Annotated in this window: 19 protein-coding genes and 2 tRNA genes; 9 read left to right on the top strand and 12 right to left on the bottom strand. The window is 69.3% G+C overall.

What is annotated here, in order from left to right:
- The first annotated feature begins 35 nt into the window (after positions 1–35).
- The gene (locus tag QE374_RS00875; protein WP_309731372.1) at positions 36–947 is read left to right on the top strand and encodes an acyl-CoA thioesterase II; all 912 of its coding nucleotides are present in this window, start codon (positions 36–38) and stop codon (positions 945–947) included.
- A 145-nt stretch (positions 948–1,092) separates the two neighbouring features.
- On the opposite strand, the gene QE374_RS00870 is transcribed toward QE374_RS00875, so the two are convergent.
- From QE374_RS00870 to ssb, 4 genes are all read right to left on the bottom strand, one after another.
- The gene (locus tag QE374_RS00870) at positions 1,093–1,581 is read right to left on the bottom strand and encodes a thioesterase family protein (protein ID WP_309731370.1); all 489 of its coding nucleotides are present in this window, start codon (positions 1,579–1,581) and stop codon (positions 1,093–1,095) included.
- A gap of 63 nt (positions 1,582–1,644) precedes the next feature.
- Positions 1,645–3,324 carry an energy-dependent translational throttle protein EttA gene (gene ettA, locus QE374_RS00865; protein WP_309731368.1) on the bottom strand — a complete coding sequence of 560 codons (1,680 nt, stop codon included), beginning with the start codon at positions 3,322–3,324 and terminating at the stop codon, positions 1,645–1,647.
- Positions 3,325–3,367: 43 nt separating this feature from the next.
- Positions 3,368–3,853, bottom strand: coding sequence for a DUF6993 domain-containing protein (locus tag QE374_RS00860; protein ID WP_309731366.1), 486 nt, complete (start codon positions 3,851–3,853; stop codon positions 3,368–3,370).
- A 16-nt stretch (positions 3,854–3,869) separates the two neighbouring features.
- Positions 3,870–4,346: a single-stranded DNA-binding protein gene (gene ssb, locus QE374_RS00855; protein ID WP_309731364.1), complete on the bottom strand. Its 477-nt coding sequence runs from the start codon at positions 4,344–4,346 to the stop codon at positions 3,870–3,872.
- Between the two features lie 215 nt (positions 4,347–4,561).
- On the opposite strand from ssb, the gene QE374_RS00850 reads away from it, so the two are divergent.
- Positions 4,562–4,792 (top strand): hypothetical protein, encoded by a 231-nt coding sequence (locus QE374_RS00850; RefSeq protein WP_309731362.1) that lies wholly within the window; start codon positions 4,562–4,564, stop codon positions 4,790–4,792.
- Between the two features lie 3 nt (positions 4,793–4,795).
- Here the strand turns inward: QE374_RS00850 and QE374_RS00845 are convergent, their stop codons facing one another.
- A complete protein-coding gene (locus tag QE374_RS00845; RefSeq protein WP_309731360.1) occupies positions 4,796–6,223 on the bottom strand; it encodes a PLP-dependent aminotransferase family protein in 1,428 nt (475 codons plus the stop codon).
- Positions 6,224–6,286: 63 nt separating this feature from the next.
- Here QE374_RS00845 and QE374_RS00840 point away from each other — a divergent pair, with 63 nt between their 5' ends.
- Positions 6,287–6,919, top strand: a complete 633-nt coding sequence (locus QE374_RS00840) for a hypothetical protein (protein WP_309731358.1) — start codon at positions 6,287–6,289, stop codon at positions 6,917–6,919.
- Here QE374_RS00840 and QE374_RS00835 read toward each other — a convergent pair.
- Positions 6,879–7,082, bottom strand: a complete 204-nt coding sequence (locus tag QE374_RS00835; protein WP_309731357.1) for a methyltransferase — start codon at positions 7,080–7,082, stop codon at positions 6,879–6,881. The genes QE374_RS00840 and QE374_RS00835 overlap by 41 nt on opposite strands.
- An 86-nt stretch (positions 7,083–7,168) precedes the next feature.
- Between QE374_RS00835 and QE374_RS00830 the strand changes: the two genes are divergently transcribed.
- From QE374_RS00830 to QE374_RS00805, 6 genes are all read left to right on the top strand, one after another.
- A tRNA-Arg gene (locus QE374_RS00830) sits at positions 7,169–7,244 on the top strand.
- Positions 7,245–7,290: 46 nt separating this feature from the next.
- Positions 7,291–7,914 carry an oligoribonuclease gene (gene orn / locus QE374_RS00825; protein WP_309731356.1) on the top strand — a complete coding sequence of 208 codons (624 nt, stop codon included), beginning with the start codon at positions 7,291–7,293 and terminating at the stop codon, positions 7,912–7,914.
- A gap of 37 nt (positions 7,915–7,951) precedes the next feature.
- Positions 7,952–8,027, top strand: a tRNA-His gene (locus tag QE374_RS00820).
- A gap of 33 nt (positions 8,028–8,060) precedes the next feature.
- Positions 8,061–8,411, top strand: a complete 351-nt coding sequence (locus QE374_RS00815; RefSeq protein ID WP_309731354.1) for a metallopeptidase family protein — start codon at positions 8,061–8,063, stop codon at positions 8,409–8,411.
- Complete coding sequence (gene clpS / locus QE374_RS00810; protein WP_309731352.1) at positions 8,402–8,713, top strand: ATP-dependent Clp protease adapter ClpS; 312 nt, start codon at positions 8,402–8,404, stop codon at positions 8,711–8,713. The genes QE374_RS00815 and clpS overlap by 10 nt, the downstream gene beginning before the upstream one ends.
- Positions 8,710–9,201, top strand: a complete 492-nt coding sequence (locus QE374_RS00805; RefSeq protein ID WP_309731350.1) for a DUF2017 family protein — start codon at positions 8,710–8,712, stop codon at positions 9,199–9,201. Before clpS ends, QE374_RS00805 begins: the two co-directional genes overlap by 4 nt.
- 1 nt (position 9,202) lies before the next feature.
- Here QE374_RS00805 and QE374_RS00800 read toward each other — a convergent pair whose 3' ends face one another.
- Genes QE374_RS00800 through gatC form a run of 6 tightly spaced genes read right to left on the bottom strand, consistent with a single transcriptional unit; the run spans position 9,203 to position 14,741 of the window.
- Positions 9,203–9,742, bottom strand: coding sequence for a hypothetical protein (locus QE374_RS00800; protein ID WP_309731348.1), 540 nt, complete (start codon positions 9,740–9,742; stop codon positions 9,203–9,205).
- A gap of 1 nt (position 9,743) precedes the next feature.
- Entirely contained in the window at positions 9,744–10,064 is a 321-nt protein-coding gene (locus tag QE374_RS00795) for a hypothetical protein (protein WP_309731347.1), read from the bottom strand.
- A gap of 44 nt (positions 10,065–10,108) precedes the next feature.
- On the bottom strand, positions 10,109–11,365 hold the full coding sequence (dinB, locus tag QE374_RS00790; protein ID WP_309731345.1) for a DNA polymerase IV: 1,257 nt from the start codon (positions 11,363–11,365) through the stop codon (positions 10,109–10,111).
- A 51-nt stretch (positions 11,366–11,416) separates the two neighbouring features.
- Positions 11,417–12,931 (bottom strand): Asp-tRNA(Asn)/Glu-tRNA(Gln) amidotransferase subunit GatB, encoded by a 1,515-nt coding sequence (gene gatB, locus QE374_RS00785; RefSeq protein ID WP_309731343.1) that lies wholly within the window; start codon positions 12,929–12,931, stop codon positions 11,417–11,419.
- Positions 12,931–14,445 carry an Asp-tRNA(Asn)/Glu-tRNA(Gln) amidotransferase subunit GatA gene (gene gatA / locus QE374_RS00780; protein ID WP_309731341.1) on the bottom strand — a complete coding sequence of 505 codons (1,515 nt, stop codon included), beginning with the start codon at positions 14,443–14,445 and terminating at the stop codon, positions 12,931–12,933. Before gatA ends, gatB begins: the two co-directional genes overlap by 1 nt.
- Positions 14,442–14,741: an Asp-tRNA(Asn)/Glu-tRNA(Gln) amidotransferase subunit GatC gene (gene gatC, locus QE374_RS00775; RefSeq protein ID WP_137417120.1), complete on the bottom strand. Its 300-nt coding sequence runs from the start codon at positions 14,739–14,741 to the stop codon at positions 14,442–14,444. The genes gatA and gatC overlap by 4 nt, the downstream gene beginning before the upstream one ends.
- Positions 14,742–14,794 lie beyond the last annotated feature (53 nt).

The following is a 14,794-nucleotide window of genomic DNA, read 5'->3' as shown; positions in this document are numbered from 1 at the left end:
AGCAACGCCGGCATGCGGCGAGCCGAGGAGAACCAATGACGACCAGCGATGAACCCACCGGCGGACGCACGGAGCACGCGAGCGACCCGGTCGGCTCCCTCATCGAAGTCCTCTCGATCGCGTCGAGCGCTGCCCGCACGACCGAGGACATCTTCACGGGCGACTCGCACGCCATGCCCCTCGGGCGCATCTACGGCGGGCAGGTGCTCGGCCAGTCGGTGGTCGCCGCGTCACGCACGGTCGCCGAAGACCGCCCGATCCACTCCATGCACGGGTACTTCCTGCGCGCCGGCGACTCTTCCCGGGGGCTGACGTTCTCGGTGGACCGGCTGCGCGACGGCCGCTCCTTCTCGGCCCGCCGCACCCAGGCGTACCAGGAGGGCGTGCCGATCTTCTCGATGATCGCCTCGTTCCAGACCGACGACGCCGGCCTCGACCACGCCGAACCGATGCCGGATGTGCCGGAGCCGGAGGCGCTCGTGCCGCAGGAGTCGGACCAGCTGCATCCCCTGTCGATGCGCAGCATCAGCGAGCTGCCGGTCGAGGTCCGCCACGTCCCCGGAACGTTGTTCGAGGGCGAAGCGGTGACCCCGCAACCGCACCAGAGCGTCTGGATGCGGCTGCGCCGGACTCTGCCCGCCGACCCCCTGCTGCATCGCGCGATGCTGGCCTATCTGTCGGACATGACCATCCAGGAGTCGATCCTGCGCGCGCACGGTCTCACGTGGCGCACGCCGCGACTCAATGTGGCGAGTCTCGATCACGCGATGTGGTGGCACCGCCCCGCCGCCGTCGACGACTGGCTCCTGTACACGCAGGACTCCCCCAGTGCGCGCGGCGGGCGCGGGCTCGCAACCGGCCGCATCTACACGCGCGCCGGTGAGCTCGTGGCCAGCGTCGCGCAGGAGATCATGGTGCGTGTTCCCGCGCCGACCGAGGACTCCTAGCGCCGTTCGACCGCCGTCTCCACCGCGAGACTGCATTCTCGCCACGAGATCACGGGTAATGACAGTGATCTCGTTCGAGAGATGCAGTCTCGCGAAGGGAGGGGCGCCCGCCCGCGGAGGAGATCCGCGGCGGCGGGCGCGACGCTCAGCGCCGTCGGGCGTAGGCGATCGGCGCGCCCAGGTACGGTTCCCAGGCCTCGCGCATCCGTTCGGTGAGCCGCATGGGCCGCCCCGTGGCGGCATCGACCGTGACCACGACGGCGGATGAGCGGGCGTAGAGCGTCTGAGGCTGCTCGCCCGTCAGCGGGCTGAAGACCTCGTAGCAGACCTCCATGCTGGATCCACCGAGGCTCCCGAACCACAATTGGACATCGAGCGGCGCGCGCTGGTACGGCACGGGATGCAGGTACTCGATCTCCTGGCGGGCGATGAGGGTGAGCACACCGGCCGCGGCCCCGGCCGGCACGACCGCGGTCGGATACTGCGGCTCGGTGTCATCCGCTGCCCAGAAGGCACGCACGCGCGCCTCCTCGAGAAGCTTCAGCATCGAGGTGTTGTTGACGTGGTTGAACGCGTCGAGGTCTCCCCATCGCAGGTGGATGGGCACGTGAAGCCGGCGATCGCCCTCGGTCATGGTCTCTCCCACTGCTCGAATGCAGGATGCGGACCGCCCGTGAGGGGCGATCCGCATCCGGCATCAGTCGCGTGTCAGCTTGCGGTGCGTCGAACGGTGCGGGTTGGCCGCATCCGGACCGAGGCGCTCGATCTTGTTCTGCTCGTACGCCTCGAAGTTGCCCTCGAACCAGTACCACTGGGCGGGATTGTCGTCCGTGCCCTCGTAGGCGAGGATGTGGGTCGCGATGCGGTCGAGGAACCACCGGTCGTGCGTGATGACCACGGCACAGCCGGGGAATTCCAGCAGCGCGTTCTCGAGCGAGCTCAGCGTCTCGACGTCGAGGTCGTTGGTCGGCTCGTCGAGCAGCAGCAGGTTGCCGCCCTCCTTGAGCGTCAGCGCGAGATTCAGACGGTTGCGCTCACCACCCGAGAGGACGCCGGCCTTCTTCTGCTGGTCCGGTCCCTTGAACCCGAACTTCGAGACGTAGGCGCGCGACGGGATCTCGGTCTTGCCGACCGTGATGATGTCGAGTCCGTCGGAGACGACCTCCCACAGCGTCTTGTTGGGATCGATGTTCGCGCGAGACTGGTCGACGTAGCTGATCTTGACCGTCTCGCCGACCTTCAGATCGCCGCCGTCCAGCGACTCGAGCCCGACGATCGTCTTGAACAGCGTGGTCTTGCCGACGCCGTTCGGGCCGATGACGCCGACGATGCCGTTCGGCGGCAGGCTGAAGCTGAGTCCGTCGATGAGGACGCGGTCGCCGAAGCCCTTGTGGAGCTTCTTCGCCTCGATGACCACGTTTCCGAGGCGGGGACCGGCAGGGATCTGGATCTCCTCGAAGTCCAGCTTCCGCGTGCGCTCGGCCTCCGCCGCCATCTCCTCATACCGCGCGAGACGCGCCTTCGACTTGGTCTGGCGGCCCTTCGCACTCGAACGGACCCATTCGAGTTCGTCCTTGAGGCGCTTGGCGAGCTTCGCGTCCTTCTTGCCCTGGACATCGAGCCGCTCGGCCTTCTTCTCGAGGTACGTCGAGTAGTTGCCCTCGTAGCCGATCAGACGACCGCGATCGACCTCGGCGATCCACTCCGCGACATTGTCGAGGAAGTACCGATCGTGGGTGATCGCGATGACGGCACCCTTGTAGGACTGCAGGTGCTGCTCGAGCCAGAGCACGCTCTCGGCGTCGAGGTGGTTCGTGGGCTCGTCGAGCAGGAGAAGGTCGGGCTTCTGCAGCAGGAGCTTCGCCAGCGCGACGCGACGGCGCTCACCACCGGAGAGCGGGCCGATCGCGGCATCGCCGGGCGGGGTGCGCAGCGCATCCATCGCCTGCTCGAGCTGCGAGTCGAGGTCCCAGCCGTCGGCCGCGTCGATCTCTTCCTGCAGCACACCCATCTCGGCCAGCAGCGCGTCGAAGTCGGCGTCGGGATCGGCCATCAGACCGGAGATCTCGTTGAAGCGATCGAGCTTGGCCTTGATCGCGACACCGTCCTGGATGTTCTCCAGCACGGTCTTCGTCTCGTCGAGCTCGGGCTCCTGCATCAGGATGCCGACGCTGTAGCCCGGGCTCAGCTTGGCCTCGCCGTTCGAGGGCTGGTCGAGACCCGCCATGATCTTGAGGATCGTCGACTTGCCGGCGCCGTTCGGACCCACCATGCCGATCTTCGCACCGGGGAGGAACGCCATCGTGACGTCGTCGAGGATGAGCTTCTCGCCGACCGCTTTGCGGGCACGGACCATGGAGTAGATGTATTCGGCCATATCCGCTCCAGTCTAGACGGCGCTCACCCGGCCTGCCGCCGGTCTACCAGTCGATGGCGCGGGTGCGACCGATCAGACACGTGCCGTCGGAGAGGCCCGGCTCCACGACCGTCACGGCCTCGCGTGTGGCGGGACCCACCTGGCCGATCAGGCACTCGTCGCCCCAGCGCACCGAGAACTGGATGCTCTCTGCAGGATTGTTCACCGTCGACTGATCAGGGGTGACCTGCATCGCGGCCTTGTCGAAGCCGGCCGCCGTGAGAGCGTCGATGTAGGCGCGCCCCGAAACCTGGTCGGGGCCGGCCCACACCCCATCGACCACGCTCGTGAACAGCGGCAGGTTGTCTTCGGCCGACCCCTCCGGGACGAGAGTCGGTGCCGCGCTCGGAGCCGGGGTCGTGGCGGTGGGAGTCGAGACCGACACGGTCGGGCTCGGCTCAGGCGATGGCGTGCACGCCGCGAGCATCACGGCGCCGGCCGCAGCCACGAGGACGAGGGCGGACAGTCGGACGGCGCGGGGCGGGGTCACGGGGCCAGTTTAGGCATCAGAACGGAGTGGACCCGACGCTCACCTCCTCGCTCACCGCACCGGGCGCCGCCCATCCGTCTTCGTCGACCGGACCCGTGAGGGGGATGACGTCGTGCCCGGCGGCCTCCCCCGACCGCGCGGCGGTGCGCGTGTAGACAGTCGTGCCCCACCGCAGGTCATGGCCCACGGCCTCCGCCTCGATCTCCGCCGAGACGCCCTTCTTCGTGTCGGTCTCCCACTCCTGCAGTGAGAAACGACCGCTCACGACGACCCGCTCGCCCGATCCGATCGAGCGGTGGATGTTCTCGGCCAGTCCGCGGTAGGCGCTCACGCGATACCAGCTGGTGTTCCCGTCGACCCACTGCGAGGTCTGCTTGTCCTGGCGACGTTCGGTCACGCCGACGCGGAAGCTGACGACCGCGTCGCCCGAGGGCATCCGCCGCAGTTCGGGCGTCGCCGCCACATTCCCGACGATCGTGATGCGTTCCTTCATGGTGTGTCTCCTCTCAGCCGGGCACGTGGGGCGACGCTGCGGCGCCCGGGTGCCCGACGGGCGCCGCAGCGAAGACAACTGTGCCGGTCCGATCAGATCCCGTAACGCCCCGCGGACGCGGATGCGGCAAACGCGCCGTTCGTCTCCCGCTGGGGAGGAGGGAGGATGCGGTGTCGGTGGCCGTCGATACCGTCGATACGACGAGAGGAACACGGATGAACGCAGGAACGCACACCGCGACCGCTCCGGCTCTGGTCGCCCTCGGACTGGATCGATGGCGCGTGCTCGACGCCGCAGGCGGGGTGATCGGCGTGATCGATGCGCTCGCGCGCCCCGACGGGATGCGCTACCGCGCCCGTCGCTACCGGTGGTCCTCGCGGGCCTTCATCGACGTCGGCGAGTTCTGGCGACGTGATGACGCCGTCGCGGTGCTCCGCCGCGGCTGAACCTCACACCACCGCATCCAGCGCCCCCTCTCTGAGAGGCGTCGCTCCCCCGATGGTCCGCCGCCACGCACGAGCGATCCCATCGACGGCGCGCTCGAGGTCGGGCGCGGCCGCGGTGAACGGGATGCGCAGATGCTTCTCGAATCCCCCGTCCACCCCGAACCGGGGCCCGGCGGACAAGAGCACGCCCTCGGCGCGCGCCGCGAGCACGAGTGCGCTGCTGAACGGGCGGTCGAGCTCCACCCACAGCGCCACCCCGCCGTCGACCGCAGGAACGTTCCACTCGGGCAATTGCTCCGCCAATGCCGCGCGGACGGCATCACGTCCCGTCCGCAGAAGATGCGCGCGCTGCGCGATGACCTGCGGAAGATGCGGGAGGAGAAGCGTCGCGACGTGCTGCTCCCAGTCCGGGGTTCCGAGTTCGATCGGGAAGCGGGCCGCGATGAGCCGACGGATGAGCTGCTCCGGGGCGCGCACCCACCCGACGCGCAGACCGCCCCAGACCGTCTTCCCGAACGAACCGACACGCACGATCTGATCGTCCTGACCACCCGCCCCGAACGGAGGCGGGTCGATCGCGCGGTCGATGTCGAGATCGGCGGTGGTCTCGTCGATGATGAGCGTCGTCCCCACCCGCTCGGCCATCGTCACGAACAACTCGCGCTCGTTCACGCTCATCGAGCGCCCCGTCGGATTCTGAAAGTCCGGCATCAGGTACGCGAGGCTGGGGCGCACGCGAGCGAACACCTGCTCGGCGCGATCCAGATCCCACCCCTCATCAGGGGTCACAGGAACGCTCACCAGCCGAGCGCCGGCCGCACGGAGCGCTTCGGCCGCGTGCGGATACGTCGGGCTCTCGATGAGCGCCCGGTCACCGCGGCGCACGAGCACGGTGGCCAAGAGGTGGAGGGCGCTCTGCGCCCCGCTCGTGATGAGGATCTGGGCCGATGTGGTCGCAATGCCGCGTCGCGTGTACCGATCGGCCAGCGCGGCGCGCAGCTCTTCGCGCCCGACCACGTCGTAGCCGGGGCGTGCCAGCAATGCGGGCGCCTGTGTGGCGGCCTCGGCGAACACACCCGCCAGGCCGGGCCAGGCCGCGGGGCTCGCCTGCTGGAGATCGACGGCGCGAGGGTCGGAGACGGTTCTCGTGGCGGCGCGCTGCGGCGCTCCCTGCGTGACGCTGCCCGAGCCTCTGAGGCTGCGGATGTGACCGCTGTCGCGAAGGCTCCGGTAGGCGGCCGCGACCGTCGTGCGGCTCACGCCGAGCACGGCCGCGAGTTCCCGCTCCGCAGGGAGCGCGGTGCCGGCGGGGAGCCGGTTGTCGAGACAGAGAAGGCGGATCCCGTCGGCGAGGGCCTCGTATGCGGGCTCGCTCGTGCGCCATCCACCCAATCGCGTCGTCAGTGCCCTCGCGCTCACCCGGGAGTCCATGCAAGCCAGTATATCGAGATTGGCACCTTTGACAGTATCCAATTGTGCGGTGTCCTAGACGACATGACCACACGACTGATCCGACTCGGCGTCGGCTTGGCGATCTACGGCGCCGGCGAAGCGCTCATCGTTCGCGCGGGACTCGGCGTGGACCCCTGGACGGTCCTCGCCCAGGGCATCGCTCTGCACACCGGCTGGGGAATCGGCTGGATCGTCAATCTGCTGGGGCTGGCCGTCATGCTCGCGTGGATTCCGCTACGCCAGCGGCCCGGCGTCGGAACCCTGGCCAACATCCTCCTTCTCGGAACGAGCATGCAGGTGGTGCTGGATCTCGTACCGGACGCCGACGGCATCCTCGCGCAGATCCTGGTGCTTCTCGCCGGCATCGTCCTGGTGGCGTTCGCCACCGGCCTCTACATCAGTGCCGGGCTCGGACCCGGCCCGCGCGACGGTCTGATGACAGGACTCCACACCCGCCTCGGCATCCCCATCTGGATCGCGCGCGCCGCCATCGAACTGACGGTCCTCGGCGCGGGCTGGCTGCTCGGCGGCTCCGTCGGACTCGGGACCGTCGCCTTCGCGCTGCTTATCGGACCGCTCGTGCACCGCGCCCTGCCGCTGCTGGCGCGCCGTCCACGCGCCGCCGGCGTGCCGATCAGTGCTGACGGAACTCCGGCCGCGCCGAGCCGGGCTTGAGGTGCGCGCGCAGCGCGCCCTTCGCGATCTCCATGCTGGGATAGCTTCCGAGATGGGCGTCCGCCCCGCTCATCGTGACGACGTATCCCCCGGCATCCTTGCGGATGCTGCCCACCACGCCGGCGTTCCCGTAGGCCACCCAGAGCGCTTCGGTCGTACTCATGCCGAACCTCCTCGTCCGTATGGCCCCGACGCTACGCCGTCCGGCGGTCGGGCACCAGGCCCATCGCGCTACGCTGGAGGATGCGGCCCCCCGTAGCTCAGCGGATAGAGCAGGAGCCTTCTAATCTCTTGGTCGCAGGTTCGATTCCTGCCGGGGGGACCACCGTCTCCGACTCGTCCGTGTCGGAACACACGAGGAGGATGTGCACGTGAGTACGACCGATGGCGACCGGCTGGTGTGGATCGACTGCGAGATGACGGGTCTCGATCCTCAGATCGACGAGCTCGTCGAGATCGCGATCGTGATCACGGACTTCGAGCTGAACATCCTCGACGAGGGCTTCCAGATCGTCATCCGCCCCGACGCCTCCGCGTTGGCGAACATGAACGACTTCGTCACCGAGATGCACCGATCCTCCGGGCTTCTCGAGGAGATCCCCTCCGGCGTGAGCGTCGCCGAGGCCGAGTTCCAGGCGCTCGAGTACGTGCAGCGCTTCGCGCCGATCGAAGGCAAGGCGCCGCTGGCGGGCAACACCATCGGCACGGACCGCGCCTTCCTCGCTCGCTACATGCCGCGACTCGACCGGTGGCTGCACTACCGCAACGTCGACGTCTCCAGCATCAAGGAGCTCTCGCGCCGCTGGTATCCGCGGGTGTACTTCAATGCACCCGCCAAGAACGGCGGCCACCGGGCCCTCGCCGACATCCGCGAATCCATCCGCGAGCTGGCCTACTACCGCGAAGCCGTGTTCGTCTCACAGCCCGGTCCGTCCAGCGACGACGCGAAGTCGGTCGCGGCGAACGTCGTGTCATCATTTGCCCCAGAGGTGTGAGAGAATCGTTTGGTTGCCCGCGCGAGCGGGAGACATGGTGGCTATAGCTCAGTTGGTAGAGCACCGCGTTGTGGTCGCGGGGGTCGCGGGTTCAAGCCCCGTTAGCCACCCCACTTCTTCCCTCCGCTGCGAGGCAGGGTCGCCTGATGCTTGAGATGGATCGCGAGAGCTTCGAACGCCTCGTCGTCGAGGAGCTCGACCGTCTCCCCGACGACATGGTCGACGGGCTCGACAATGTCGTGTTCGTGGTCGAGGACCGCTCGGACGACGAGCAGGGCGAACTGTTCGGACTGTACGACGGGTGGGCGCTCACCGAGCGCGACCGCTACGGCGTCGGCGAGCTGCCCGATCGGATCGTGGTGTATCGCGAGCCCCACCTGAACGCGTGTGCCGACGAGCAGGAGCTCCGTGATGAGGTGCACACGACACTCGTGCACGAGATCGCGCACTTCTACGGCATCGATGACGCCCGTCTGCACGAACTGGGGTGGGCATGATGGCCGCGCTCGCGAACCCCGACCTCGATGAACGAGTCGATCTCGGCGCGGCCGGGGCCCTCGACCCGCATTGGCAGACCGTCGTCTGGAACGACCCCGTCAACCTCATGAGCTACGTCGTCCGCGTCTTCCGCGAGTACTTCGGCTTCTCCCGGGAGGAGGCCACCCGGCGCATGATGGCGGTGCACAACGACGGACATGCCGTCGTCGCGGAGGGGATGCGGGAACAGATGGAGCTGCACGCGCAGGCCATGCACGACTACGGGCTCTGGGCGACGGTCCGACGGGCACCCGGCGCATGAGCGACACCGTCACCCTGTCCTTCACGCGCGTCGAGGCCGTCCACCTGCGAGGCCTCGTCGGGCAGTTCGTCGATCTGCTGGCGGATGCGGATGCCGCATCCGACCCGGCGATCGCACGCCTGACACCCTCGGCCTACCCCGAAGACGCGGCGTCGGCGGATCAGTTCCACGCCACGACCCGCGCTGACCTCCTTCGCCGGCGAAGCGCGGAGGCCGGCACCGTCCTGGCCGACCTCGCCAGCGCGGGTGAGCTGGACCCGTCCGACGACGACGCCTTCGACGAGGCGCTCGCACAGATGGAGATCTCGCTCGAGCCGCGCCAGGTGGCGGCGTGGATGCGGACGCTCAATGCCGTACGGCTCGTCCTGGCTGCGCGACTGGGCATCGACGACGAGGAGGATCATCCGGCAGACGATCCCCGCTTCGGCGTGTACGAGTGGCTCGGCTATCGGCTCGAGCTGCTGATCAGCGCTACCGACGACCTCTGATTCAGAGGCGGAACAGGTGCGTCGCGAGCGACCGCGGGTCGTGCGTGCGCAGGTGCTGCCGCTCCTGGGCCGCCCACCGGTCCCAATGGGGCTCGTACGTCGCACCGTCGCGTCGCAGTGCGCGCTCCCGTCGCACGGCGTCGTCCGCCTCGACCCAGACGCGCACGGGCGCCAGAGCGGCCGCCGCCGGCGTCAGGACACCCGCGCCCTCGATGATCAGCGGCGTTCCGGGCGCGACCTCGTGCCAGGCAGCCGGCGCGTCCGCCTCCCAGTCCCAGCCCCGCCACCGCCCGGCACGACCCTCCGCCAGTGGCCCCAGCACGCCGGTGATCGCCGCATCCGCACCACTGCGCAGCCCGTCCCATCCGGGATAGAGCTGGTCGAGCGACAGGACGGTGAAAGCGGGCCGCGCTGCCGCGAGCTCGCGTGCGAGCGTCGTCTTGCCCGCTCCGGACCGACCGTCGATGACGACGAGACACGTCGGCCCGCATGCGTCGACGGATGCGGCGATGTCGGCCAGCGATGCGCCGACCTGCGCCACGTTACTTCTTGAGGGCGCGGATCACGCGGCTCAGCGCGCGACCGGCGACGAAGACGAACGGAATCGCCACCGCGAGCAGCGACACCAGGTTCGGTTCGAAGCGCAGGTCGTCGCCCTTGCGGATGTACGCGCCCAACGGAACCGTGTAGCCGCCGCCCCCACCGCCCTCGTTGCCGCTGTCGTCGGAGCCTCCCCCGAAGCCGTGCCACGCGAGCGCGACCGGGATGAAGCGCACGCCGTCGACGTCCTGCTGCTCGCCGTAGACGGAGGTGACGCCCAGGGATGCGGACTGCTTACCGAGATCGAGAACGAAGTTGGCCATGCCCCCACGCTAACGGCAGAAACGCACGACACCTACGCCTTGACTCACTCGGACCGGGGTGGGCGGGGGTGCGAAGGCAAGGAGCCGCCGGCACGCGGCGCGCCCAGCAGGGCCGCGCGGGTGACCGCTCCGCGGCCGAAACGGCTCGAAGCGTCGTCGAGAGCCTCTTCGACGCGCCGCCACTCGGCGTCGTCGTCCCAGAGAGTGGCCATCATGCCGGACGAGCGCAGGTTCTCGCCCCGCACCCCGATGAGCCGCACGGGAAGAGACCTGTCGATGCCCGCGAGCAGACGCAGCGCAGCATCGCCGATCCGCTGTCCCACTGCGGTGGGCTCGGGCAGGGTCACCGACCGCGACAGGGTGCGGAAGTCCGCGAAACGCACCTTGATGGCCACCGTCGCCGCCTCGACATCGTGCGCCCGAAGTCTCGCGCCCACCCGGTCGGCGAGACGGCGCACTTCCGCTCGGAGCACCGTGTCGTCGTCGACGTCGTCGTGGAAGGTCTCCTCGTGACCGATGCTCTTGTCGATCCGCTCGACGGAGACCTCACGCGCATCCTCGCCGCGCGCCAGATGCCAGACGCGCTCCCCCATGGCGGGACCGAGTGCTCTCTCGAGCACCGGCCGCGGGGTCTGCAGGACGTCGCCGATCGTGCGGATGCCGCGGGCCTCGAGGACTTCCGCGGAGCGGGGGCCCACGCCCCACATCGCACGAACCGGTCGGGGCGCGAGGAAAGCGGCGGTGTCGGCGGCTGCGATGATCAGCAGCCCGTCGGGCTTGCTGAGCGTCGATGCCATCTTCGCGACGTGCTTCGTCGCCGCTGCTCCCACGCTGCACACGAGCCCGGTGCGCTCGAGAACCCGGGCACGCAGCAGCCGCGCGATCGTCCCGGGGCTGCCCCAGAGGCGGCGCGAACCGCGCACGTCCAGAAACGCTTCGTCGATCGACAGCGGCTCGACCAGAGGAGTGAACTCGCGGAAGATGTCCATGACCTGCGCCGAGAGGGTCGTGTAGCGGTCGAAGCGCGGCGGCACGATCACCGCCGATGGACACAGACGCATCGCCTGTGACACCGGCATGGCGGAGCGCACGCCGTAACGACGGGCCTCGTACGACGCGCTCGAGACGACGCTGCGACCTTCGGGCGATCCGATGATCAGCGGCTTGCCCGCCAACGATGGATCGTCGAGCACGGCGACGGCGGCATAGAACGCGTCCATGTCGACGTGCAGGATGCCCGCGCCGGTGTCGTCGGCATCGGCCGGCGACACGATGCGCCCGGATCCGTCGCCGCGTCCCATACGATCATTCTCCCGCGGACCGCCGACATCGCGGCCCGCGGGAGAGCAGGGTCACTGCGCGGCGCGCTCCAGCACCAGTTCACGGACGCGGGCCGCGTCGGCTTGCCCCTTCATCGCCTTCATGACGGCGCCGATGACGGCGCCCGCGGCCTGGACCTTGCCGTCGCGGATCTTCGCCAGCACGTCGGGCTGGGCCGCGAGGGCGTCATCGATCGCGGCGATGAGCGCGCCGTCATCCGAGACCACCGCGAGCCCGCGGGCATCGACGACCTCCTGCGGCGAGCCCTCACCGGCGATGACGCCCTCGAGCACCTGACGTGCGAGCTTGTCGGTGAGGGTGCCCGCATCCACGAGCGCCTGCAGGGCGGCGACGTCGGCCGGCGTCACGAGGTCCGCCGCCTCCCGCTCCTGGGCGTTCGCGACACGCGTGATCTCTCCGGTCCACCACTTGCGCGCGGCGGCCGGGCTCGCACCCGCGGCGATCGTGGCTTCGACCTCGGCGAGGAGTCCGCCGTTGGCGACGTCCTGGAACTCGAGGTCGGTGAAACCCCATTCGGTCTTCAACCGGCGTCGGCGGGCCGCGGGCGGTTCGGGGAGCGCGGCGCGCAGCTGCTCGATCAGCTCCGGGGCGGGGACCACGGGCAGCAGGTCGGGCTCCGGGAAGTACCGGTAGTCGTCGGCATCCGATTTGGGACGACCCGGCGACGTCGTCCCCGTGTCCTCGTGCCAGTGCCGCGTCTCCTGCGTGATTGTGCCGCCGGCGGCGAGGATCGCCGCCTGGCGCTGGATCTCGTACCGCACGGCGCGCTCGACGGAGCGCATCGAGTTCACGTTCTTCGTCTCGGTACGCGTGCCGAGCTTCTCCGCCCCGCGCGGACGCAGCGAGACGTTCGCGTCGCAGCGCAGGTTGCCGCGCTCGAGGCGGGCTTCCGAGATGCCGAGGGACAGGACGATGTCTCGGATGGCGGCGACGTAGGCCTTGGCGATCTCCGGGGCCCGGTGCTCGGCGCCGAAGATGGGGCGCGTGACGATCTCCACGAGGGGCACACCGGCGCGGTTGTAGTCGACGAGCGAGTACTCGGCGCCCTGGATGCGACCGGTGGAGCCACCGACGTGGGTCAACTTACCCGCGTCCTCTTCCATGTGGGCGCGCTCGATGGGAACCGTCACGAGCGTTCCGTCGGCGAGCTCGATCTCGACCTGACCGTCGAACGCGATCGGTTCGTCGTACTGCGAGATCTGGTAGTTCTTGCCCAGGTCCGGGTAGAAGTAGTTCTTCCGCGCGAAGCGGCTGGACGGGGCGATCGAGCAGCCGAGCGCGAGCCCCAGGCTGATCGAGGACCGGATGGCGGTGGCGTTGACGACCGGCAGCGCTCCGGGCAGGCCCATGTCCACGGGTGCGACGAGCGTGTTCGGAGCGGCCTGATGGTTGCCGGGGTGCGCGGGGTTCGGCGCCGCCGAGAACATCTTCGTGCGCGTGTTGAGCTCCACGTGGACCTCGAAGCCCAGCACGGGCTCGAACAGCTCGAGGGCCGCATCGAAGTCCATCAGCTTGTCCTTGGCCATCAGCGGGTCCCTCCCAGAACAGGGGCGCGATCGAGCAGCGGCCCGCCCCACGAATCGACGAGCAGCGCTTCGAGCGCCGCTCCCACGCGGTACAGACGCGCATCCTCACGCGCGGGGGCGAGGAACTGGATGCCCACCGGCAGTCCGTCCTCGGCCGCGACGCCCGACGGCACGGAGATCCCCGGCACGCCGGCCAGGTTCGCGGGGATGGTCGTCACGTCGTTGAGGTACATCTGCAACGGGTCGTCGATCTTCTCGCCCAGGCGGAACGCCGTCGTGGGCGCGGACGGCGTCGCGATGACGTCGACCTTCGCGAAGGCCTCGTCGAAGTCGAGCTGGATGAGGGTGCGCACCTTCTGGGCACTGCCGTAATAGGCGTCGTAGTAGCCCGCGGAGAGCGCATACGTGCCGAGGATGATGCGACGCTTCACCTCGTCGCCGAAGCCGGCCTCCCGGGTGGCGGCCATCACGTCCTCGACCGTGGCCGCGGCGTGCGGGCTCACCCGCATCCCGAAGCGGACGGAGTCGAACTTCGCGAGATTGCTCGATGCCTCGGCGGGCAGGATGAGGTAGTAGGCCGCGACACCGTACTCGAAGTGCGGAGCACTGACCTCGACGATCTCCGCACCCTGTGCCTGCATCGCCGCGAGAGCCGCGCGGAACGAGTCCGACACGCCCTGCTGGAAGCCGCGGTCGTCGAGTTCACGGATGACGCCGACCTTGAGTCCCTTGAGGCTCTCGCCGGTGGAACCTTCGCGCGCCGCGGCCGCGAACGACGGCCAGGCGTCGGTGAGCGACGTGGAGTCGTGAGGGTCGTGACCGGCGATGACGTCGTGCAGCAGCGCAGAGTCGAGAACCGTCCGCGTGACAGGCCCCACCTGGTCCAGGCTCGATGCGAGCGCGATGGCGCCGTAGCGGCTGACACCGCCGTAGGTCGGCTTCATGCCGACCGTGCCCGTCACGTGCGCGGGCTGACGGATGGAGCCGCCGGTGTCGGAGCCGAGCGCCAGCGGAGCTTCGAAGGCGGCGACGGCGGCCGCCGAGCCACCGCCGGAGCCTCCGGGGATCCGATCGAGGTCCCACGGATTGCGAGTGGGGCCGTACGCGGAGTGCTCCGTCGAGGAGCCCATCGCGAACTCGTCCATGTTGGTCTTGCCCAGCGGCACGAGGCCCGCAGCGCGAGCCCGCGCGACGACGGTCGCATCGTAGGGCGACATGTAGCCCTCGAGGATCTTGGATCCGCTCGTGGAGGGCATGTCGGTGGTGACGAGGACGTCCTTGATGGCCAGCGGCACACCGGCCAGCTCACCCAGGACCTCGCCGCTCGCGCGGCGGCGGTCGATGTCCGCGGCCGCGGTCAGCGCACCCTCGTTGACGTGCAGGAACGCGTGGACATCGCCATCGACGGCGGCGATGCGATCCAGGTGCGCCTGGGTCGCCTCGACGCTGGACACCTCGCCGGCGGCGAGCTTGGCGGCGAGATCAGCCGCGCTGAGACGGATGATGTCGCTCACTGCTCCTCCCCCAGGATCGCCGTCACGCGGAAGCGGTCCTCGGCCGCATCCGGCGCGTTCTGCAGGACCTCGGCGAGAGACAGCGCCTCGCTGTGCTCGTCGTCACGGAAGACGTTCTGCAGCGGGATCGGGTGGCTCGTCGCGACGACATCGGGCGTCGCGACCTCCGACACCTTCGCGATGTTGTCGACGATCGCGTCGAGCTGACCGGTGAGGCGCCCGACCTCCTCGTCGCTCAATTGGATCCGGGCGAGGACGCCGAGATGGCGCACGAGATCTGGGGTGATTTCCGACACCCCGACAGTCTAGTTCGGCCGCGCCCGGCAGCCTTGCGCCCGTAGGCTGTGCC

Source organism: Microbacterium sp. SORGH_AS_0428 (genome assembly GCF_031453615.1).
Taxonomy (GTDB): Bacteria; Actinomycetota; Actinomycetes; order Actinomycetales; family Microbacteriaceae; genus Microbacterium.
Note: the sequence above shows the minus strand (reverse complement) of the source record. Positions and strands in the feature narration are given on the sequence as shown.

What these genes read in the sequence shown, in the direction of transcription:
- QE374_RS00815 (WP_309731354.1), top strand. Translation starts at nt 8,061, where the DNA reads ATGCTTGAGATGGATCGCGAGAGCTTCGAACGCCTCGTCGTCGAGGAG.
- QE374_RS00805 (WP_309731350.1), top strand. Translation starts at nt 8,710, where the DNA reads ATGAGCGACACCGTCACCCTGTCCTTCACGCGCGTCGAGGCCGTCCAC.
- QE374_RS00835 (WP_309731357.1), bottom strand. Translation starts at nt 7,082, where the DNA reads ATGAGTACGACCGAAGCGCTCTGGGTGGCCTACGGGAACGCCGGCGTG.
- ettA (WP_309731368.1), bottom strand. Translation starts at nt 3,324, where the DNA reads ATGGCCGAATACATCTACTCCATGGTCCGTGCCCGCAAAGCGGTCGGC.
- QE374_RS00840 (WP_309731358.1), top strand. Translation starts at nt 6,287, where the DNA reads ATGACCACACGACTGATCCGACTCGGCGTCGGCTTGGCGATCTACGGC.
- QE374_RS00875 (WP_309731372.1), top strand. Translation starts at nt 36, where the DNA reads ATGACGACCAGCGATGAACCCACCGGCGGACGCACGGAGCACGCGAGC.
- dinB (WP_309731345.1), bottom strand. Translation starts at nt 11,365, where the DNA reads ATGGGACGCGGCGACGGATCCGGGCGCATCGTGTCGCCGGCCGATGCC.
- QE374_RS00795 (WP_309731347.1), bottom strand. Translation starts at nt 10,064, where the DNA reads ATGGCCAACTTCGTTCTCGATCTCGGTAAGCAGTCCGCATCCCTGGGC.
- gatB (WP_309731343.1), bottom strand. Translation starts at nt 12,931, where the DNA reads ATGGCCAAGGACAAGCTGATGGACTTCGATGCGGCCCTCGAGCTGTTC.
- QE374_RS00850 (WP_309731362.1), top strand. Translation starts at nt 4,562, where the DNA reads ATGAACGCAGGAACGCACACCGCGACCGCTCCGGCTCTGGTCGCCCTC.
- QE374_RS00845 (WP_309731360.1), bottom strand. Translation starts at nt 6,223, where the DNA reads ATGGACTCCCGGGTGAGCGCGAGGGCACTGACGACGCGATTGGGTGGA.
- QE374_RS00870 (WP_309731370.1), bottom strand. Translation starts at nt 1,581, where the DNA reads ATGACCGAGGGCGATCGCCGGCTTCACGTGCCCATCCACCTGCGATGG.
- ssb (WP_309731364.1), bottom strand. Translation starts at nt 4,346, where the DNA reads ATGAAGGAACGCATCACGATCGTCGGGAATGTGGCGGCGACGCCCGAA.